Below are 18,338 nucleotides of genomic sequence, written 5' to 3' on the forward strand. Positions count from 1 at the left end.
GCGCGCAACCACGCTCACGGATCGAAGCACCTGCCAAGTGCGCGAGGACGAGGAGACACTCCGGCGGGGCACCGCCCCAACCCAGGCCGATCCCGGCCCAGGAAAATCCAGCCCCGCCGGCGCTTGAGGCGCGGGGTCCGGGGCAGAGCCCCGGCAGCGAAGCCGCCCGTTTCCTCGCCGCCCCGCCCGGGAGGGCAACGGCGCACCGGGCGCGTCAGGTGCGCGACACGCCGCGCAGCGCCCGGCACACTGCCGACATGGGCCTCCTCACCGCCGCCTGCGCGGCCTACGCCTCCCTCGCCGCCTGGCTCTGGCTCACCCTCGCCCAGGGCATGTTCTGGCGCACCGACGTCCGGCTCCCCCACCGCACCGCTCCCGCCCGCTGGCCGTCCGTGGCGATCGTCGTGCCGGCGCGCGACGAAGCCGAGGTGCTGCCCCGGAGCCTGCCGTCGCTCATCGCCCAGGACTATCCCGGCGAGGCCGAGGTGGTCCTGGTGGACGACGGCAGTACGGACGGTACGGCCGCCCTCGCGCTCCGGCTCGCGCGCGAGCAGCCCGGGCTGCCGCTGACCGTCGTCTCCCCCGGCGACCCCGACCCCGGCTGGACGGGCAAGCTCTGGGCGCTGCGCCACGGCATCGCGCACGCGCGCGCAGCGCATCCCGCCCCGCCCGACTACCTGCTGCTCACCGACGCCGACATCGCGCACGAGCCGGACAGCCTCCGCGAGCTCGTCGCCGCCGCGACCTCCGCCGACCTCGACCTGGTGTCCCAGATGGCCCGGCTGCGCGTCGTCGGCTTCTGGGAGCGGCTCGTCGTACCTGCCTTCGTCTACTTCTTCGCGCAGCTCTACCCGTTCCGCCGGATCAACCGCCCCGCCGCCCGCACCGCGGCGGCCGCCGGCGGCTGCGTCCTGCTGCGCACCGAGGCCGCCGTGAAGGCCGGGGTGCCCGATTCGATCCGGCAGGCCGTCATCGACGACGTGTCCCTGGCCCGTGCCGTGCAGGGGTCCGGCGGGCGGATCTGGCTCGGGCTCGCGGAGCGGGTGGACAGCGTGCGCCCGTACCCCGTGCTCGGCGACCTGTGGCGGATGGTCTCGCGGAGCGCCTACGCGCAACTGCGTCACCAGCCCCTCCTGCTGGCGGGCACCGTCGCCGGGTTGGTGCTGGTCTACCTCGTGCCCCCGGCCGCCCTGGCGGCGGGGCTCGCGACCGGGCATCCGGCCGTCGCCTGGGCCGGCGGTCTGGCCTGGCTTCTGATGGCAGGCACCTACCTGCCGATGCTCCGCTACTACCGCCAGCCGGCCGCGCTGGCCCCGCTGCTCCCGTTCACCGCGTTCCTGTACCTGTTGATGACCGTCGACTCGGCCGTCCAGCACTACCGGGGGCGCGGAGCGGCCTGGAAGGGCCGTACCTATGCCCGGCCCAGTGACGCCTGAAACGGGGATGGGTCGACGAACTGCGGTCAAAACCAACGTCATCCGAGGTCACCGGGTTGTGACACTGCGTCAACACCAAATCCGTGCAGCATGCAACCGGTGAGTACGAGTGGGAACAAGACGGTACGGACGTGGCGAATCGTGCACGTGAACGCCAAGTGAAAGGTGGGGCCCTGACCTGCGAATATGCAGGTCAGGACGGTGTTGGTGACACCTCGCTATGGACCCCGTGAAGTCGTGGGCTTAACTTATGTCCCATGACCTCCCCCCGCTCCACTTATGGCGGCGGTTACTACTCCGCGCCCTCCTTCCCGGACACCCCCATCTACGACTCCCTCGTCGCCGAACGCGGCACTCCGCAGATCGCCCCGATCCGCGTTCCGGCCGCCTACGACTCCCCCAGTGCCGGGTATTCGAGCGGTGGGTACCTCCCGGCCCTCGCCTCCGCGCTGCCCGCCCTGCCGGCGGCGCTACCGCCGGCGATGCCCCAGCAGCAGGCGCCGGGCTACGGGTACCCGTACCAGCAGCAGGCCGCGCAGCAGCCGATGCCGCTGCAGAACGCGCCCGCCCCTTACATCCCCCAGCAGCAGCCGGTCGGCGCCCGCGCCGGGTACATGCCGCAGCAGCCCCGCCCGGTCGCCGCGGCCGCCGGTTACGAGGCCATGCGTCCGGCCGCGCCGCGCCCGATGCAGGTTCCGGTTCAGGTGCCCGCGCCGGTTCAGGGCGCCTCGTACGAGGACCCGTACGGCCGTCCGTTCCAGGGGCGCGGCTACTGACCGAACCCGTGACAGTTGCTTGGGCCGCGGACGGGGCCGGCAGTATGCCCCTATGTCGAACTTGTATGTCCAGGCGCTCCACGTCCATCCCGTCAAGTCGGTAGCGGGGACCGCTCCCGACGAGGTGGCCGTGGAGCCGTGGGGTCTGTCCGGGGACCGGCGGTGGGCGCTGGTCGACACCGAGGGCGTGGTCATAACCCAACGCCAGCAGCCGCGGCTGGCGTTGGCTTCGGCGCGTCCGTTGGGCGGCGGCCGGATCGCGGTGTCCGCTCCGGGCATGGCGGAGCTGGTGGTGGAGGTGCCCGAACCGGGACCGCTGGAGCCGGTCGTGCTGTTCGGGAAGAAGATCGAGACGGTGCTCGCGGCGGACGCCGCTGCCGACTGGTTCGGCGAGTACCTCGGGGTGCAGGTGCGGCTCGCGCACATGGACGACCCGGCCGTGCGCCGGCCCGTCGACCCGGACTACGCGCTGCCGGGCGAGACGGTGAGCCTGGCCGACGGCTATCCGCTGCTGATCACCACCCTCGCGTCGCTGGACGCGCTCAACTCGCTGATCGCCCGGGGGGACCATCCCGAGGAGGGCCCGCTGCCGATGAACCGGTTCCGCCCCAATGTGGTGGTCGCCGGGGCGGAGGCGTGGGCGGAGGACGGCTGGCGGCGCCTGGCGATCGGCGACGCCGAGTTCCGCGGGGTGCGCGAATGCGGCCGGTGCATCGTGACCACCACCGACCAGCGGACGGCGGAGCGGGGCAAGGAACCGCTGAAGACGCTGGCCAAGCACCGGAGGATCGGCAAATCGCTGGCGTTCGGGCGGCTGCTGGTGCCGGTGCGGCTCGGTACCGTGCGCGTCGGCGACGAGGTCCGCGTCCTGGAATGACCCGCGTAGGCCCACCGGAATGACACCTTCGGGGGGCTCTGCGTCCCGGCTGGAACCAACCGGCACGACCAGCCCGTTGGATCAGTCGAGACAGGTGGACCGCCGGCTCGGAGCCGGCACCGAGCCGGCACCGGATCGGGTGACACATGTCTCGCGCGTCCCGGAATGCGCGTTACCGGAGCGTGCGGGAGGCTTGGACGCGCAGGCAGGCGGAGCTCGCGGAGGCAGGGGGAGCCAAACCGTGTGGACAGCAATGGGAGTGTGGCGCTGGCGGCGCAATCCGCTGCGTCGGCCGACCGATCTCTTCGAGGCATGGGTGGCGTTCGCCGCGGTGGTGTGCGTCCTGGTGGTGGCTCCGGCCCTCGGTTGGGTCGCGGGCCTCACGGTGGACGGGACCTTGCAGCGGGCCGCGCGCGAGCAGCGCCAGGAGCGGCACCTCGTGGCGGCGGTGGTGGTCCGGCAGGCCCCCGAGCCGGCCTCGGGGCAGTCCGCCGATCCGTCGGCGCAGCGGACGGCCCCGCGCCGGACGCAGATCGTGGCCGCGTGGACCGCGCCCGACGGCAGTAGCCACCAGGGCACGGTGCCGGCAGCTGAGGAACCGCCGCGGCCCGGCGACCGGTTCCGGATCTGGACCGACGCGCGCGGCCGGCTGGTCGGGCAACCCCTCGACCCGTCTTCCGCGGCCCTGCACGCGGGGGCCGTGGGCCTGGCCATCGCCATCGGCGCCGCCGCGCTGGTCGAGACGGTCCGACGGCTGGTCGTACGCAGGCTCGTGCATCGGCGGTACATACGCCTGGACCGCGCCTGGGCGGCCGCCGGACCCGACTGGGGCAGGGCGGGCGCGGGCAGTTGACCTGGCCACCCACCGGCGCCGCGCGCGCTACGGTGGAGCGGCCAGACCAGATCGGTCGCATCGGCACGGCAAGTACGAGGGCGGGGGCACGACAGCACCATGGCTCAGGGCACGGTCCAGGTGACGCACGGCGGGTCTTCGCGCTGGCGGCGCCGCTCCGGTGAGTATCCGACGCTGACCGCCGCGCTCGCCGTCGCGGGCGACGGGGACGTGCTGTCCATCTCCCCCGGCACCTACCGGGAGAACCTGGTGTTGGACCACGCCGTCACGCTGCGCGGGCCCGAGGGCGGGATGGGGTCGGTGCGGATCGCCCCGCTCGACGGGGTCGCGCTGACCGTGCGCGCCTCGGCCGTGGTCCAGGACCTGCACCTGGAGGGCCAGGACCGGGCGGCGCCCGCGCTGCTCGTCGAGGACGGTTCACCCGAGCTCACCGATCTGCGGGTCAGCACGCGTTCGGCGGCCGGCATCGAGGTGCGCGGCTCCGGGGCGCGGCCCCTGGTGCGGCGGTGCACGGTGGAGAATCCGACCGGCGTCGGGATCGCCGTACTGGACGGCGGCGGCGGGGTGTTCGAGGAGTGCGAGGTCGTGGCCGCCGGGCAGACCGGCGTCTCGGTGCGCGGCGGCGGCCGGCCCCGGCTGGAGCGCTGCCGGATCCACCACGCCACGGGCGCGGGCATCGGCGTCACCGGCGAGGGTTCGGGCCTGGAGGCGCTGGGCTGCGAGGTGTATGAGATCAAGGGCGCCGGCGTGCAGATCGCCGCGCGGGCCGCGGCTCGGCTGACGGACTGCGCGGTGCACCGCACCTCGGGCGACGGGGTCACCCTCGACACCGACGCGGTACTCACCCTGGCGGGCTGCGACATCCACGACATCCCGGAGAACGCGGTCGACCTGCGGTCCCGTTCGGTGCTCACCCTCAGCCGCACCACGGTCCGCCGGTTCGGCCGCAACGGGCTGTCGGTGTGGGATCCGGGGACCAGGGTCGATGCCGAGTCCTGCGAGATCCACGACAGCACGGGCGACTATCCGGCGGTGTGGATCAGTGACGGGGCCACCGTCTCCCTCGACTCCTGCCGGGTGCACGACGTACCGGACGCGCTGTTCGTGCTGGACCGGGGCTCGCGCGTGGACGTGGTCGACAGCGATCTCTCGCAGGTGCGCAACACCGCCGTGTCGGTGAGCGACGGGGCGACCGCCCAGCTGGACGACTGCCGGATCCGCGAGGCGGGCACGGGCGCCTGGTTCCGTGACCACGGCAGCGGCGGCACCCTCGCCAACTGCACCGTCGACTCCGTGCAGACCGGTGTGATCGTCACCAAGGGCGCCGACCCGGCCCTGGAGCGGTGCACTGTCACCTCCCCCGCCGAGGCCGGGTTCTACGTGTCGGCGGGCGGCCGCGGCACCTTCACGGCCTGCCGGGTGGAGGGCAGTTCCGGCTTCGGCTTCCACGTCATCGACGGCTGTCGCACGACGCTGACCCGCTGCCACACCGAGCGCTGCGCGCGCGGGGGGTACGAGTTCGCGGAGGACGGGCCGGCTGTCGAGGACTGCACCAGCGACGAGTCCGGGACCCGCCTGGCGGCCCAGTCGGCGTCCGGCGCGGCGTTCGTCGGGGAGCGCGCGGAGATCCGTACGGTCACCGCGGCGCGGGCCGACGTACCGCCGGCGGCGGAGGTGCCCGTACCGCGCCCCGCGGGCGGGCCGGGCGGCGGCCCGGCGGCGGGCGCCCGGGGTTCGGGCGAGGTGCTGGGGCAACTCGACGCGCTGGTGGGCCTGGACAGCGTCAAGCGCGAGGTGCGCGCGCTCACCGACATGATCGAGGTGGGTCGGCGGCGGCAGCAGGCGGGTCTGAAGGCGGCCTCCGTGCGCCGGCACCTGGTCTTCACCGGCTCACCCGGCACCGGCAAGACCACGGTCGCCCGGCTCTACGGGGAGATCCTCGCCTCCCTAGGGGTGTTGGAGCGCGGCCACCTCGTCGAGGTGTCCCGGGTGGACCTGGTCGGCGAGCACATCGGCTCGACCGCGATCCGCACGCAGGAGGCCTTCGACCGGGCGCGCGGCGGAGTGTTGTTCATCGACGAGGCGTACGCGCTGGCCCCGGAGGACTCGGGCCGGGACTTCGGGCGCGAGGCGATCGACACGCTGGTCAAGCTGATGGAGGACCACCGTGACGCGGTGGTCGTGATCGTCGCCGGGTACACGGCGGAGATGGACCGCTTCCTCACGGTCAACCCGGGCGTCGCCTCGCGCTTCTCACGGACCATCACCTTCGGCGACTACGGGCCCGGGGAGCTGCTGCGGATCGTGGAGCAGCAGGCGGAGGAGCACGAGTACCGGCTCGGCGAGGGCACGTCCGAGGCGCTGCTGACGTACTTCACGGAACTGCCCAAGGGGCCGGCTTTCGGCAACGGCCGCACCGCGCGCCAGACCTTCGAGTCGATGGTCGAGCGGCACGCGGGGCGGGTGGCGCAGCTGTCGGAGCCGAGCACGGACGATCTCACCCTGCTGTTCCCGGCGGATCTGCCCGCCCTGCCGGCCCTGCCCGCTCCTTGCTGACGGCGGGCCGTTGGCCGGGTACTCCTCCGGCTGCCTCCGGCCGGAGCTCCCGGGCCCGCGCGGTCTCGTCCAACCGGGCTAGCAGCGCGTCGCGTTCGGCGGCGAAGGCCGGGTCGGCCTGGTAATCGGAGTGGCCCAGGATCGGCGCGGGCAGCGGATGCCGGGCGCTGCGGCCGTAGGCGATCGGGTCGGCGAGCGGGCCGCGGTCCACGTCCTGGCCGGCTCCGGGGAGCGCCGGGCCGCCGATGGGGTCGGTGGCCCGCCAGAGGTTGCGCCAGCAGTCGAGCTCGCCGTGCAGGGCGGTGAGCGGACCCGGGCCGAAGTAGGCGGGGAACCAGCGTCCGTAGAGGCGGGCGAGCGGGGATCCGTACGTGAGCAGGGCGACCCGGCGGCGAACGGTCGGCGGCAGCTGCCAGACGGCCGCCGTGGCCAGGACGCTGCCCTGGGAGTGGCCGGAGATGACGAGGCGACCGCCGGTGCGGCCGGTCCAGGCGGTCATCCGCCAGGTCAGGTCGGGGACGGCGCGCTCGGCGTAGCAGGGCGGGGCGAAGGGGTGGGCGGCGCGCGGCCAGAAGGTGCCGACGTCCCACAGGATGCCGATGGTGCGGCGCGCGGCGGGGTCCCGGTAGGCGCGCCGGCCCCAGGTCACGAAGAGGACGAAGCCGAAGCCGATGAGCCAGGACCCGGTGTCCTGTGCGGTACGGGCGGCGGCCTCCAGCAGCGGCCCGCTCCCCCGGGCCGCCTCGCCGGGGACCCGCCCGCCGATCCAGGCCCCGGCGAGCGCCGCGGCGCCGAGCAGCAGGGTGATCCCGGAGACGGCCGCGACGAACCAGGGCGCGGAGTCGGTGAGCGCGGCGGCGGCCCGCGCTCCCGCGATCCGGCGGCTGCGGGGCCCGTCCGGGGTCTCCCCCGGGTACTCGGCTGCGATGCCGTCGGCGATCCGGCGCCGCGCACGGGCTCCGCGCACCGCGAACCAGGCGGCGAGCAGGGCCAGTACGAGGAGCAGCGGGGGTAACACGGCGGCCTGCCAGGACAGCAGCACGGGGGGCCCGGCCAGTGGGGCGCCGGGCGTGCCGGGCGTGGCTCCGCGGTCCATCCAGTCGGCGACGCGTTGGGCGACCCCGCCGGACATCACCCCGCCGAGGGCACAACCCAGCATGGCGACGGCGGGCCCGCCGAGGCCGCCGAGGGCGGCGGCCGGATCGGGGGCCCGACGGTACAGGTACCGGGCGACGACGGCGAGGGCGAACACACAGCCGCCCTGACCCAGCATCAGCACGCCGAAGGCGAAGTCCCCGGGGAGCCGCCCGGCGGAGGTCCAGCCGGGGCGTGCCCAGCAGGCGTGCACGAGGACGGCGACCAGCAGTACGAGGGCTGCACCGGGCAGCAGGGTGACGGCGGCCCGGTCGAGGTGGTGGTCGGCCCGGTCCTCGGTCCGGCCTCGCCGGCAGACGACCCAGGCCACGGCCACGGCTCCGACGGCGAGCAGGGCCTGGGCGGCCCAGCCGAGGCCTTCCAGTACGGGGGCGCCGGAGCGGCGGTCGTGGCGGGCGGTCGGCACGGAGACGGCCACCGCCACGGTGAGCAGGCCCGCGGCGGTGTGCGCGGCGCGCAGCCGGGCCACGAGGCGGCGCCCGTACCAGAATCCGGGGCGGCCGAGGGCGGGGACGGTGCTGCCGGCGGTGTCCGGGTCGGCGGCGCCGGCGGGCGGCGGCTGGGACTCGTAGGCGCTCCAGGTGCGGTTCGACAGGTACCAGAGCAGCCCGGTCAACGCGGCCGGCACCAGCGCCCCGAGCGCGAGGCGGCGGCCGGGCTCGGCCCACCAGCCGCCGCCCGGCGCGAGGAAGCGCAGCCAGGAACGGGAGCCGGCGCAGGTGCCGGAGCCCGCGCACTGCCAGGCGAACAGATCGAGCGCGACCTCGCAGGCGGCCGCGATCAGCACGACGGTCAGGCTGAGCGCGAGGATCCGTACGAGGACCCCGTACGCGCGGACGGCGCGCGGCGCGGTGCCCGCGGGGCCGGCGGGCCGGGCCCAGTGGGCGAGGTTGGCCACCATGAAGGGCAGGAGCAGCAGCCACAGCGCGCGGGCGCCGTTGCCGGAGGTGAGCCGGGACCAGCAGTACGCCTCGGGAACGGGCCGCCCGGCGTACCGCTCGGGGTGCGCCTCGGCGTCGGCGTCCTCGGTACGGCGGAAGACGGCGGCGGTGGAGTCGCCGGTGACGCGCACGGTACGCGGGTCGCCGAGCAACTCGCTCGGGGCGGAGCCGGCGACTCCGTGGACGAGCAACTCCAGGCGGAGGGGTGCGGGAGGCGTGGGGGATGCGGGGGCTGCAGGGGGTGCAAGGGGTGCAGGGGGCGGCTTTGGTACGGGCGTCTCCGGCACGGCAGCCTCCGCTCGTGGCGAGATTCCTCTGGGGAGGAGCTCCAGCATCCCGCCCGGCGCGGCCCCTGCCCAGACCCACGCCCAGAGGCACGCCCAGAGCCACGCCCAGGCTCGGTGCCCACTGCTACGGACTTCTTCCGCGCGTGCCGCTATGGTGTCGCGCGCCCGTTCGCACTCGAACCCCAGGGGGTACCGCCATGGCTCGCCGACTCCGCCCGGTGGGGCTGGACTTCATAGAGGACGCGCCGATCCGGCTGGTCTTCGCCGCGGAGGTCGCGGCGGCGCCCGAGGACGTGTACCGGGCTCTCGCCGAGGAAGTGGAGGGCTGGCCGCGCTGGTTCAGGGCGGTGAGCCTGGCCCGCCCCACGCAGGGCGGCGCGGGCCGCGAGATAAAGCTGCTGGGCGGGGTCCGCTTCGAGGAGACGATCATGGCGTCGGATCCCGAGCAGCGTTACGCGTACCGGGTCGACTCGACCAACGCCCCGGGTGTCCGGGCCCTGTTGGAGGAGTGGCGGCTGACCTCGCGCGGGTCGTCCCCCGACGGGTCCGGCACCCACGTCCGCTGGACCTTCGCGGCGGACGGCTCGGCCCCGTTCCGCCTCGCCCTCACCGGCGCCCGCCCGGCCCTGGGCCACTCCTTCCGCCAGGCGGTCCGGACCCTGGACACACGACTGGCCGCCCGGCGCGCGTCCGGCCAGGGCCAGTAGCGCGTCCCGCCGGCCGACACGGTTCCCGCGTCAGCCCTGGCTCCGGCCGGCTCCGGCTCCGGCTCCGGCTCCGGCTCCGGCTCCGGCTCCGGCTCCGGCTCCGACCCTGGCTTCGACTCTGGCTCCGGCCCTTAGCCCTGGCCCTTGTTCGCGTTCTTGAACGCCTCGGTGATGTCGGCCGTCTCTGCGGCCGGCGGGACGGCGATCTCCTTGGCGGCTCCGAAGGAGAAGAAGTCCACCGCGACGGTCGTGGTTCCGACGGACTGGATCAGGCGGGCCGGCATGCCCTTGTCGTCCACCCAGACGTCCGTGACGAGGTCGCTGCTGTTGCCGCCCAGCGCCTCGAACATCGCCCCGGAATTCTTGTCCAGCTTGTCCGTCGGGATGGTGGCCTTGTAGTGGACGGTCGGCTTGCCGTTCACGTCCTCCTTGCCGATCTTGTCAACGCCCTTCGCCCACTTGAGCATCTTCAGGCCGGCGGTGGGGTCGTTGTTGGGGCCGTTCATCGCGGCCGCGCCCTGTTCCCCGAGGATCGCCGAGGCTTCCACCTTCAGCCAGGTCTTGCCCTTGAACTCACCGGACTCCGCCGGGTCGACCTGGTAGTAGTACGCGCCCTGGACCATCCGGTAGGTGACCGTGCCGTCCTTGACCAGGTCCTCCATCTGGAGGTCCTTGGCGGGTACTTCGGCCTCCATCGCGAGGCCGTTGCCCCACGAGTAGACGCCGGTCATGACCGTGGGACTGCCGCCGGTGTCGGGCGACGTCACCGACATCTTGACCTCGGCGGAGCCCGCCTGCGAGGCCGCGTCGGAGGCCTTGGTGAGTGATGCCACCATCGCCTCGGCCGTTTCGGCGGCCTTCTTCTCCGCCGCCGAACAGCCCACGGCCCCCGCGGACATGACCATGATCACCGCGGCGCCCGCCACGGCCTTCGCTGCCTTCATTCGCCCACCCCTGTGTTCGTCCCCTGTGCTCTTCTGATGCGCCGGAGCAATCTACAGGGGTGGGCTCGCACGCACCTTCACGTTTTCGAACGCCAGGCCATGGCGCAGGACGTGCACCGCACCGCGCCGCACCGCGCTCAGCCGACCGGCTCGCGCCAGGCCCCCGTCGTCAGCAGCGTCTCGATCGTCTTCGCGTACGGGGCCAGGTCGAGCCCCTGCGCGGTCAGCCACTGGTCCGAGTAGTACTTGTCCAGGTAGCGGTCGCCCGAGTCGCAGAGCAGGGTGACGACGCTGCCCGTGCGGCCCTCCGCCACCATCTCGGAGACGATCTTCAGGGCGCTCCACAGGCCGGTTCCGGTGGAGCCGCCCGCCTTGCGGCCGATCGCCTGCTCCAGCGCGCGGCAGGCGGCGACGCTCGCCGCGTCCGGGACCTTCATCATCCGGTCGATGGCGCCCGGCACGAAGCTCGGCTCCATCCGGGGCCGGCCGATGCCCTCGATGCGCGAACCGCAGTCGCTGGTCGCGTTCGGGTCGCCCTGGGTCCAGCCGTCGAAGAAGCAGGAGTTCTCCGGGTCCGGGACACAGATCCGGGTGTCGTGCTGCATGTAGTGCACGTAGCGCGCGATGGTCGCGGAGGTGCCGCCGGTGCCGGCGGTCGCGACGATCCAGGCCGGTTCGGGGAAGCGCTCCAGGCGCAGCTGCTGGTAAATCGATTCTGCGATGTTGTTGTTGCCGCGCCAGTCGGTGGCCCGCTCGGCGTACGTGAACTGGTCCATGTAGTGACCGCCGGTGCGGGCGGCGAGCTCCGCCGACTCCTCGTACATCTTCATGGAGTCGTCCACGAAGTGGCATTCGCCGCCGTGGAATTCGATGAGGCGACACTTCTCCGGGCTGGTGGTCCGGGGCATGACCGCGATGAAGGGGACCCCGATCAGCTTCGCGAAGTACGCCTCGGAGACGGCGGTGGAGCCCGAGGAGGCTTCGATGACCGGGCGGCCGGGGCGGATCCAGCCGTTGCAGAGGGCGTACAGGAACAGCGAGCGCGCGAGGCGGTGCTTGAGCGAGCCCGTGGGGTGCGTGGACTCGTCCTTGAGGTAGAGGTCGATGCCCCACGCCTCGGGGAGCGGGAAGCGCAGCAGGTGGGTGTCCGCGGAACGGTTGGCGTCCGCCTGGACCTTGCGAACGGCTTCCTTCAGCCACGCGCGGTACTCGGCGTCGCTGTGGTCCACGTCGACGGTCGTGACGGTCGTGACGGATGCGCCGCTTGTGGCGGTCGTGGCGGCCGCGCCGGTTGTGCCGGTGGTGCTCATGCGCCGTGCTCCTTCGTGCGTGTATTTTCGCCCCCTGCTTTCGCAATGTACCTCCCTCACCTGCGCAAACAGTCGCTTTGGGTTTCCATGCGGATCGCTTTCGGACGCGTTCGGTTGCACTGTGGCGCACGGTGGGTGACCCTGGTGGAGCATTACCGAGGGTGCAGCACCCGTAACACTCATGTCGGGGAGTCGCAGCCGTGATCAGTCATTCCCGCAGGCACTGCGTCGTCGAACTGCAGGCCTTGCCGTCGCGGATCGGCCAAATCCGCAGGATCGTCTCCGCGCAACTGCGCCACTGGCAGCTCGATCCGCTCATAGACCGGGCTGCGCTCGGCGTGACGGAGCTGCTCAGCAACGTCCACCGCCACGCGCAGCCGGACAAGACCTGCACGGTGGAGATCGAACTCCGTCTCGGGCGCCTCACGGTCTCCGTCATCGACAACGATCCGCGGTTGCCGGTGCTCCGCGAGCCGCTGCCCCAGACGCCGCAGACTCCGGAGGCACTGGAGACCTGCGGGCGCGGGCTCGCGCTCGTGGCGGCGGTCAGCGAGGCCTGGGGGGCGCGACACCGGCCCGACGGCCCGGGCAAGGCGGTGTGGTTCTCCCTGCGGGCGGCCCCCGCGTCGCCGGCTCCGTCGCAGCCGGTGCGGATCAAGACATTGCCCGTACGAGAGCCCGCCCGAGCGGCGTCCGTGACCATGGACCCGCAGGGCGTCCCGACAGCGCTGCCGGTGGCGGCCTCGGTCGGCACCCGGCCCGGGTGACGCCCCGCCGCGGCACGCCCGCGCGCGGACCCCGGCCGGGAGGCCGAGGACGCGCCCCGGCCGTAGCCGGGGACGCCCTAGGCGAGGACGCCCGAGGCGGGGACGCCCTAGCCGGGGACGCCCGAGGCGGGGACGCCCTGGCCGGGGACGCCCGGGGCGGGGAGGCTTGGCCGGGGAGGCTTAGGCCAAGGCCCCCAGCGGGTCGTCGAGCACCGGCTGCCACGCCAGTTCCGCCGCGCCGACCAGGCTGTTGTGGTCGAGCGTGCACGGCAGGATCGGCACACCCCCGCTGCGGCCCCACAGGCTGCGGTCGGCGACCACCGCGCGCAGCCGCTCCGGGTCGGCGTGCAGCAGTTCCCGGTGCAGACCGCCGAGGATGATGCGGTCCGGGTTGAGGATGTTGACCAGGCCCGCGAGGCCGAGGCCGAGGCGGTCGATCAACTCCTCGGTGGCCGCCCGTACCCCCGGCTCCCCCGGCTCGTCGCGCAGCAGGTCGCGGGCCTGCTGGAGCAGGGACACCTCCGGGCCGGGCGTGCGCCCCGCCGCGGTGAGGAAGGCCAGCGGGTCGGCCTCCACGTCCAGGCAGCCGCGGCCGCCGCAGTGGCAGGCCCGCCCTTCGGGGTTCACCGTGAGGTGGCCGACCTCCAGGGCCAGGCCCGAACTCCCGCTGTGCAGGCGCCCGTCCAGCACCAGCGCCCCGCCGACCCCGCGGTGCCCGGTGGCCACGCACAGCAGGTGCTGCGCGCTGCGCCCCGCGCCGTGCCGGTGCTCGGCCAGCGCCGCCAGGTTGACGTCGTTGCCGGTCAGGGCCGGGCCGTCGATGCCGGCCGCCTTCACGCACCGCTCGAAGATGGCCCGTACGGGAGAACCCGGCGGCCAGGCCAGGTGCAGCGGGTTCAGGGCCGTGCCCTCGGGCTCGGCGACGGCCGAGGGAACCGCGAGCCCGGCGCCGACGCAGCGGCGGCCGCTCTCCGCGAGCAGCCGCGCGCCCGCGTCGACCACCGCTCCGAGCACCTGCGCCGGGTCCGCGGAGACGGTGATCTTGCCGGGGGCGGTGGCCACGATCCGGCCGCCGAGACCGACGAGCGCGGCGCGGAAACCGTCGGGGTGCACCTGGGCGGCGAGCGCGACGGGCCCGTTCTCCTCGACCGAGAGCCGGTGCGAGGGCCGGCCCTGGGTTCCGCCCGCGCCACCGGGCCGGGAGTCGACCCGGATCAGCCCCAGCGCCTCCAGTTCGGCGGCGACGGCTCCGGCGGTGGCCCGGGTGACCCCGAGCTCGGCGGTCAGGACGGCGCGCGTCGGGGCACGGCCGGTGTGCACCAGCTCCAGAGCCGGGCCCAGCGCCCCGCGGCCGCGCTCCAGCTTGGTCCGCGTGGCCGCGGACGCAGCCGCGGCCGTAGACGTGGACGCCGCCGTAGACGTGGACGCCGTGGTCACATCCCCCACCCGCGGCGGGGCCCCGTTGCCGTTCATGGCATCGATCCTCGCATGATCGGAGGGTGCCGGACGCCGCCCCTACACCCGGTCCGGTCCGAGGCCGCCGACTCGGAGGGTGATGTTCAGCCGCCCGGTGAGCCCGAGCCCTTGTGGGCCCGTGCCCGGCAGGACCTTCGGCACTCCGTGATAGGCCAGACGGCTCGAATCCCCGAAAACGAAGAGATCGCCGCTGCGCAGCTCGACGTCCCGGTACGGGCGGCCGCGCGAGGAGGTGTTGCCGAAGCGGAAGACGCAGCTGTCGCCGAGGCTCAGCGAGACCACCGGGGCCCCGGACTTCTCCTCGGCGTCGCGGTGCATGCCCATGCGGGAGTCGCCCTCGTAGAAGTTGACCAGCGCGATGTCGTAGGCCGGCGCGGGATCGGGGGCCCGCCCGTAGGCGGCGGCCACCGCTTCCGCACCCAGCTCGGCGAGCCACCGCGGCATGGGCTTGACGGGCGCCCCGTCCCCGTCGACGGCGGTGCGCGCGTATCCGTACGGGTACCAGTGCAGCCCGAGGCACACCTGTCGGGCGGTCATCACGCCGCCGCCGGGAGTGCGCACGGTGCGCAGACCGGCCGGCGGGCGCGCCCACTCCCGGCAGGCGTCCAGCAGCTCTCGCTGGCGCCCCGCCCCGAGCCAGTCCGGCACGTGCACGGCGCCGGGGGCGATCAGTGTCCGCTCGCGCGGGAAGAGTTCCCCGTCCATTGCTCCATTGTCGGCTTCGGCTGCGAGACTCCCGGTATGGAGATCATCGAATACGTGAAGACGGTCGCGCGGGAGGGCGAGCTGCTCGCCGATGTGGCCGAACGGGCGGGTACGGACGCCCCGGTGCCCACCTGCCCCGGGTGGCACGTGGCCGATCTGCTGCGGCACACGGGGTCGGTGCACCGCTGGGCGGCCGGGTACGTCGGGGAGGGGCAGCTGGAGCCGGTCGGTTTCCCGGACGCGCCCGAGCTGGCCGGCGGCGAGCTGCTGGCCTGGTTCCGGGAAGGCCACACGGAGTTGGTGCGCACCCTGACCGAGGCCCCGGCCGACGTCCAGTGCTGGACCTTCCTCCCGACGGCAGCGCCGTCTCCGCTGGCGTTCTGGGCGCGGCGCCAGGCCCACGAGACCTCGGTGCACCGGCTGGACGCGGAGTCGGCGCTCGGCGTGCCGTACTCGCCCGTGGAGGCGCGCTTCGCGGAGGACGGGGTGGACGAGCTGCTGACCGGCTTCCACGCCCGCCCGCGCAGCCGGGTCCGTACCGCGGAGCCCAAGGTGCTGCGGATCCGAGCGGCCGACACCGGCGCGGCCTGGACGGTCCACCTGTCGCCGGAGCCGGCCCGCACCGTCCGCGGTTCGACGGACGAGGCGGCCGACTGCGAACTGACGGGCGAGGCGTCCTGGCTGTACACGGCCCTCTGGAACCGTCTCCCGCTGGCGGGCCCGGGCGTGACGGGCGACGTGTCTCTGGCCCGGCTGTGGACGGAGACGGCCGGAATCTGAGCCGGGGGACTGCGCGCGCCCGGGCACGAGCGCCCAGCCCGGGCCCGAGCGCCGTGCCCGGGCAGGAGCGCCGCGCCCGGGCAGGAGCCCGGCCCGGGCACCCTTGTGACGGGCAGTGTGCGCTGTGACACTGCCCGTATGGAGCGACGAACGCAGGCGGACCGGGACGCGATCACGATCGAGATCGTCTACGCGTTCGTCAGCGCTTCCGTCGCCGCGGCCCTCGCCTTCGGCGCGGTGTACGGGCCCACGCTGGCCTTCGCCCTGTCCCGGGGGACGGACCGCGCACTGGCGCTGGCCGGCGGATGTCTGGCCGCGGTGGTGTTCCTGCTCCGGGTCGTCCACGTACTGCGGGGATTCGCCCGCCGTCCGGAGAACGACGGCGCCTGAGCAGGTATGGTCAACCCCTCAAACGATCATAGGGGTAGCGCATGTTCGGTTCTTCGCTTCGGGGCACGGCGATGGTCGCCGCGGTCCTGGCGGGCTTCGCGGTCTCCTGCGGCGGGGATCCGGCCACGCCCGCCGGGGCCACGCCGTCGGCCGCCGGGGCCCCCGCGACCTCTGCGGCGGCGACCCCGAGCCCGACGGCTCCTGGCGCGGCGACCCCGAGCCCGGCTGGACCGAGCACTTCGGGCCGCGCGTCGACCCCTCCCTCGGAAGAGCCGGTCTCGCTGGTCCGGGACGCCTTCGCGGGGCTGCAGGCGACGCTCAACGACTCCTGCACGCCCTCGAACTGCGCGTACTTCCTCGGGCGGGTCTACGACGAACTCCACCGCATGGACCGCGCGATGAAGGCGGACCCGAAGGGCCCCGGCCACTTCCCCGAGCCGATCGCCCTGATCGCGAAGCTCGACAAGGAACTCGGCGGCGACCGGAGCTTCGAGAACCTCAAGAAGCACCAGACCACGCTGATCGGCACCCGGGACAAGATCAACACCTGGATGCAGGGCCACCCCGACGACTACCGCTGACGGCCGATCACTCCCCGAAGCCGGCCGCGTACCCGGTCTGGGCGCGGAACGGCCAGGCCGGGGCCGCGTTCCAGGGGTTGGGCATGGTCCGGCTGGTCGCGTAGGCGTAGCCCGCGCCGCGGGCGAAGGCCGTCCGAAGGGTGCCCCGCATCGCGTCGGCGTCGGGGACCGCGTGGACGAGGTGCCAGAACGCCGTGCCGCTCGGGTCGAGTTCGACGCCGGGGCGGTACCCGCCCACGGGGTCGAACACGTTCCCGCCGAGCCAGCCGCCGCCGGTGTACGCGGCGTGGGTGTCCTCGTACGTGACGAAGACGTCCGCGGTCCGGTGGCCCGGCTCCAGGTAGCAGTCGGCGATGGCGGTGCCCGGGTTGTCGACGACGAGGTCGGGAACGCTCGGGTCCACGGCGTCCATGACGGCCTGCACGTATCGGCGCAGCTCCAGATAGTGGTCGCGGGTGGTGTTGCCGGGGCCGCAGTCGCGGCTGACCACGTCGAAGAAGATGCCGTCGACGTGGAGGCGGCCGTCGCCGCCGTCGGCGGGCCGGAGGTAGTTGTCCACGGAGGCCTTCACGGCGGCGATGTCGCGGTTGCCGTGGTCGGTGTGGACGTAGCCGAGCACCTTGGTCTTCTCGCCGGTCGCGGTGGTGGCGCGGCGCAGGGCGTCGGCGCGAGCCCGCCATGAGGCGTCGAACGGGGAGTCGCCGTTGCCCGGGTTGAGGACGACCACCGAAGGGGCCGGGCGGGTGGCGGCGAGGTCGGTGAGCACGGGGTCGTCCGCCCAGACGTAGGCGGGGACCGCGATCTCCAGGCCCCGCACGCCGGCTATCCGGGGTGCGGCGGTGAGCTCCGGGGCGAGTGCGGTCGGGGGCGCGTCGCGCGCCGACGCGGTGACGGCCGGCGCCGGCGCGGCGAGTAAGGCGGTGACGAGGATGGCGTACAGGGCCTTCACGGCGCGGGGCATGAACGTTCCTCCGGCGGCGGCAAGGGGTGGGCGGCCCGAGGAACACTAGCCGGGCGGCCCCTCGTTCACGCCGGAACCGAAAGCATTCATACGAGGAACAGAAGAGCGAACGGGCGGGCCCTCCGCAGCCCGCCCCGTCATGCGGCGGGCAGCCCGACCCCGTGCGCCAGCTGGCCCGCGGCGTGCGTGAAGAAGGCCGCCCGGTCCTCGACGACCCGGTTGAACTGGCCGAACAGCTCGAAGGAGACGAGCCCGGCCAGCTGCGCCCAGGCGGCGACCAGCGCGGCGGTGACCTCCGGGGGCAGACCTTCGGCCAAGTCGGCGGTCATCCGGTCGGCCTCCGCGCGCAGGGCCGCCGGCAGCGGCGGCAGCGCGAGGCCGCGGCCCTCGTAGGCGGCGCGGATGATGCCGATGAGGGCGTTTCCGACGCGGGACGCGGGACCGACGGTGTCGAGGGGGGCGCTGTAACCGGGCACGGGCGAGCCGTAGACGAGGGCGTACTCGTGCGGGTGCTCCAGGGCCCAGGCCCGGACGGCCTCGCAGACCGCGATCCAGCGGGCGCGGGGCGGGGCCCCGGCGGCGAGGGCGCGGGCGTCGGCCTCTTCGGCGGCGGCGCCGAGGCTGTCGTACGCGTCGATGATGAGCGCGGTGAGCAGCTCGTCGCGGCTGGGGAAGTAACGGTAGAGGGCGGAGGAGACCATCCCCAGCTCGCGGGCGACCGCGCGCAGGGAGAGTTTGGCGGCGCCCTCGTCGGCGAGCCTGCGCCGCGCCTCGTCCTTGATGGCGGCGGTGACCTCGATGCGGGCCCGTTCCCTTGCTCCTCGCACGGTGTTCAT

General features: G+C 73.9%; 17 protein-coding genes. 10 read left to right on the top strand and 7 right to left on the bottom strand.

What is annotated here, in order from left to right; genetic code table 11:
* The first annotated feature begins 257 nt into the window (after positions 1 to 257).
* The 5 genes from ACFV9H_RS36750 to ACFV9H_RS36770 all read left to right on the top strand — a co-directional run bounded on the left by ACFV9H_RS36750 (position 258) and on the right by ACFV9H_RS36770 (position 6,498).
* Complete coding sequence (locus ACFV9H_RS36750; RefSeq protein ID WP_385407336.1) at positions 258 to 1,436, top strand: glycosyltransferase; 1,179 nt, start codon at positions 258 to 260, stop codon at positions 1,434 to 1,436.
* A 257-nt stretch (positions 1,437 to 1,693) separates the two neighbouring features.
* Entirely contained in the window at positions 1,694 to 2,212 is a 519-nt protein-coding gene (locus ACFV9H_RS36755; protein WP_385407338.1) for a DUF6643 family protein, read from the top strand.
* Between the two features lie 52 nt (positions 2,213 to 2,264).
* Positions 2,265 to 3,089: an MOSC domain-containing protein gene (locus ACFV9H_RS36760; RefSeq protein ID WP_385407340.1), complete on the top strand. Its 825-nt coding sequence runs from the start codon at positions 2,265 to 2,267 to the stop codon at positions 3,087 to 3,089.
* A 241-nt stretch (positions 3,090 to 3,330) separates the two neighbouring features.
* On the top strand, positions 3,331 to 3,942 hold the full coding sequence (locus tag ACFV9H_RS36765; RefSeq protein WP_385407343.1) for a hypothetical protein: 612 nt from the start codon (positions 3,331 to 3,333) through the stop codon (positions 3,940 to 3,942).
* A 99-nt stretch (positions 3,943 to 4,041) separates the two neighbouring features.
* On the top strand, positions 4,042 to 6,498 hold the full coding sequence (locus tag ACFV9H_RS36770; RefSeq protein ID WP_385407345.1) for a right-handed parallel beta-helix repeat-containing protein: 2,457 nt from the start codon (positions 4,042 to 4,044) through the stop codon (positions 6,496 to 6,498).
* Here the strand turns inward: ACFV9H_RS36770 and ACFV9H_RS36775 are convergent.
* Entirely contained in the window at positions 6,440 to 8,929 is a 2,490-nt protein-coding gene (locus tag ACFV9H_RS36775; protein ID WP_385407348.1) for a hypothetical protein, read from the bottom strand. The two genes, ACFV9H_RS36770 and ACFV9H_RS36775, sit on opposite strands and share 59 nt — an antisense overlap.
* A 149-nt stretch (positions 8,930 to 9,078) precedes the next feature.
* Between ACFV9H_RS36775 and ACFV9H_RS36780 the strand changes: the two genes are divergently transcribed.
* Positions 9,079 to 9,588: an SRPBCC family protein gene (locus ACFV9H_RS36780; RefSeq protein ID WP_385407351.1), complete on the top strand. Its 510-nt coding sequence runs from the start codon at positions 9,079 to 9,081 to the stop codon at positions 9,586 to 9,588.
* A gap of 131 nt (positions 9,589 to 9,719) precedes the next feature.
* Here ACFV9H_RS36780 and ACFV9H_RS36785 read toward each other — a convergent pair whose 3' ends face one another.
* Positions 9,720 to 10,532 carry a hypothetical protein gene (locus ACFV9H_RS36785; protein ID WP_385407354.1) on the bottom strand — a complete coding sequence of 271 codons (813 nt, stop codon included), beginning with the start codon at positions 10,530 to 10,532 and terminating at the stop codon, positions 9,720 to 9,722.
* A 137-nt stretch (positions 10,533 to 10,669) separates the two neighbouring features.
* The gene (locus ACFV9H_RS36790) at positions 10,670 to 11,842 is read right to left on the bottom strand and encodes a PLP-dependent cysteine synthase family protein (protein ID WP_385407357.1); all 1,173 of its coding nucleotides are present in this window, start codon (positions 11,840 to 11,842) and stop codon (positions 10,670 to 10,672) included.
* A gap of 200 nt (positions 11,843 to 12,042) precedes the next feature.
* Between ACFV9H_RS36790 and ACFV9H_RS36795 the strand changes: the two genes are divergently transcribed.
* Complete coding sequence (locus tag ACFV9H_RS36795) at positions 12,043 to 12,609, top strand: ATP-binding protein (RefSeq protein WP_385407359.1); 567 nt, start codon at positions 12,043 to 12,045, stop codon at positions 12,607 to 12,609.
* Between the two features lie 180 nt (positions 12,610 to 12,789).
* Here ACFV9H_RS36795 and ACFV9H_RS36800 read toward each other — a convergent pair whose 3' ends face one another.
* Both ACFV9H_RS36800 and ACFV9H_RS36805 read right to left on the bottom strand, forming a co-directional pair.
* Positions 12,790 to 14,082: an ROK family protein gene (locus tag ACFV9H_RS36800; protein ID WP_385407362.1), complete on the bottom strand. Its 1,293-nt coding sequence runs from the start codon at positions 14,080 to 14,082 to the stop codon at positions 12,790 to 12,792.
* Between the two features lie 42 nt (positions 14,083 to 14,124).
* The gene (locus tag ACFV9H_RS36805) at positions 14,125 to 14,790 is read right to left on the bottom strand and encodes an alpha-ketoglutarate-dependent dioxygenase AlkB family protein (RefSeq protein WP_385407365.1); all 666 of its coding nucleotides are present in this window, start codon (positions 14,788 to 14,790) and stop codon (positions 14,125 to 14,127) included.
* A gap of 36 nt (positions 14,791 to 14,826) precedes the next feature.
* Here ACFV9H_RS36805 and ACFV9H_RS36810 point away from each other — a divergent pair, with 36 nt between their 5' ends.
* From ACFV9H_RS36810 to ACFV9H_RS36820, 3 genes are all read left to right on the top strand, one after another.
* Positions 14,827 to 15,570, top strand: coding sequence for a maleylpyruvate isomerase family mycothiol-dependent enzyme (locus ACFV9H_RS36810; protein WP_385407368.1), 744 nt, complete (start codon positions 14,827 to 14,829; stop codon positions 15,568 to 15,570).
* Positions 15,571 to 15,708: 138 nt separating this feature from the next.
* Positions 15,709 to 15,960, top strand: a complete 252-nt coding sequence (locus tag ACFV9H_RS36815; protein ID WP_385407371.1) for a DUF6332 family protein — start codon at positions 15,709 to 15,711, stop codon at positions 15,958 to 15,960.
* A 41-nt stretch (positions 15,961 to 16,001) separates the two neighbouring features.
* Positions 16,002 to 16,541 carry a hypothetical protein gene (locus ACFV9H_RS36820; RefSeq protein ID WP_385407373.1) on the top strand — a complete coding sequence of 180 codons (540 nt, stop codon included), beginning with the start codon at positions 16,002 to 16,004 and terminating at the stop codon, positions 16,539 to 16,541.
* A 7-nt stretch (positions 16,542 to 16,548) separates the two neighbouring features.
* Here ACFV9H_RS36820 and ACFV9H_RS36825 read toward each other — a convergent pair whose 3' ends face one another.
* Positions 16,549 to 17,502 (bottom strand): spherulation-specific family 4 protein, encoded by a 954-nt coding sequence (locus tag ACFV9H_RS36825; RefSeq protein WP_385407376.1) that lies wholly within the window; start codon positions 17,500 to 17,502, stop codon positions 16,549 to 16,551.
* A 137-nt stretch (positions 17,503 to 17,639) separates the two neighbouring features.
* Positions 17,640 to 18,338, bottom strand: a complete 699-nt coding sequence (locus tag ACFV9H_RS36830) for a TetR/AcrR family transcriptional regulator (protein ID WP_385407378.1) — start codon at positions 18,336 to 18,338, stop codon at positions 17,640 to 17,642.

The sequence above is a fragment of the Streptomyces sp. NPDC059874 genome (genome assembly GCF_042731135.1).
Classification (GTDB): domain Bacteria; phylum Actinomycetota; class Actinomycetes; order Streptomycetales; family Streptomycetaceae; genus Streptomyces.

Coding starts and splice junctions, on each gene's coding strand:
- ACFV9H_RS36770 (WP_385407345.1), top strand. CDS start 4,042: ATGGCTCAGGGCACGGTCCAGGTGACGCACGGCGGGTCTTCGCGCTGG.
- ACFV9H_RS36825 (WP_385407376.1), bottom strand. CDS start 17,502: ATGCCCCGCGCCGTGAAGGCCCTGTACGCCATCCTCGTCACCGCCTTA.
- ACFV9H_RS36750 (WP_385407336.1), top strand. CDS start 258: ATGGGCCTCCTCACCGCCGCCTGCGCGGCCTACGCCTCCCTCGCCGCC.
- ACFV9H_RS36805 (WP_385407365.1), bottom strand. CDS start 14,790: ATGGACGGGGAACTCTTCCCGCGCGAGCGGACACTGATCGCCCCCGGC.
- ACFV9H_RS36790 (WP_385407357.1), bottom strand. CDS start 11,842: ATGAGCACCACCGGCACAACCGGCGCGGCCGCCACGACCGCCACAAGC.
- ACFV9H_RS36775 (WP_385407348.1), bottom strand. CDS start 8,929: ATGCTGGAGCTCCTCCCCAGAGGAATCTCGCCACGAGCGGAGGCTGCC.
- ACFV9H_RS36755 (WP_385407338.1), top strand. CDS start 1,694: ATGACCTCCCCCCGCTCCACTTATGGCGGCGGTTACTACTCCGCGCCC.
- ACFV9H_RS36780 (WP_385407351.1), top strand. CDS start 9,079: ATGGCTCGCCGACTCCGCCCGGTGGGGCTGGACTTCATAGAGGACGCG.
- ACFV9H_RS36820 (WP_385407373.1), top strand. CDS start 16,002: ATGTTCGGTTCTTCGCTTCGGGGCACGGCGATGGTCGCCGCGGTCCTG.
- ACFV9H_RS36810 (WP_385407368.1), top strand. CDS start 14,827: ATGGAGATCATCGAATACGTGAAGACGGTCGCGCGGGAGGGCGAGCTG.
- ACFV9H_RS36785 (WP_385407354.1), bottom strand. CDS start 10,532: ATGAAGGCAGCGAAGGCCGTGGCGGGCGCCGCGGTGATCATGGTCATG.
- ACFV9H_RS36815 (WP_385407371.1), top strand. CDS start 15,709: ATGGAGCGACGAACGCAGGCGGACCGGGACGCGATCACGATCGAGATC.
- ACFV9H_RS36830 (WP_385407378.1), bottom strand. CDS start 18,338: ATGAACACCGTGCGAGGAGCAAGGGAACGGGCCCGCATCGAGGTCACC.
- ACFV9H_RS36760 (WP_385407340.1), top strand. CDS start 2,265: ATGTCGAACTTGTATGTCCAGGCGCTCCACGTCCATCCCGTCAAGTCG.
- ACFV9H_RS36800 (WP_385407362.1), bottom strand. CDS start 14,082: ATGAACGGCAACGGGGCCCCGCCGCGGGTGGGGGATGTGACCACGGCG.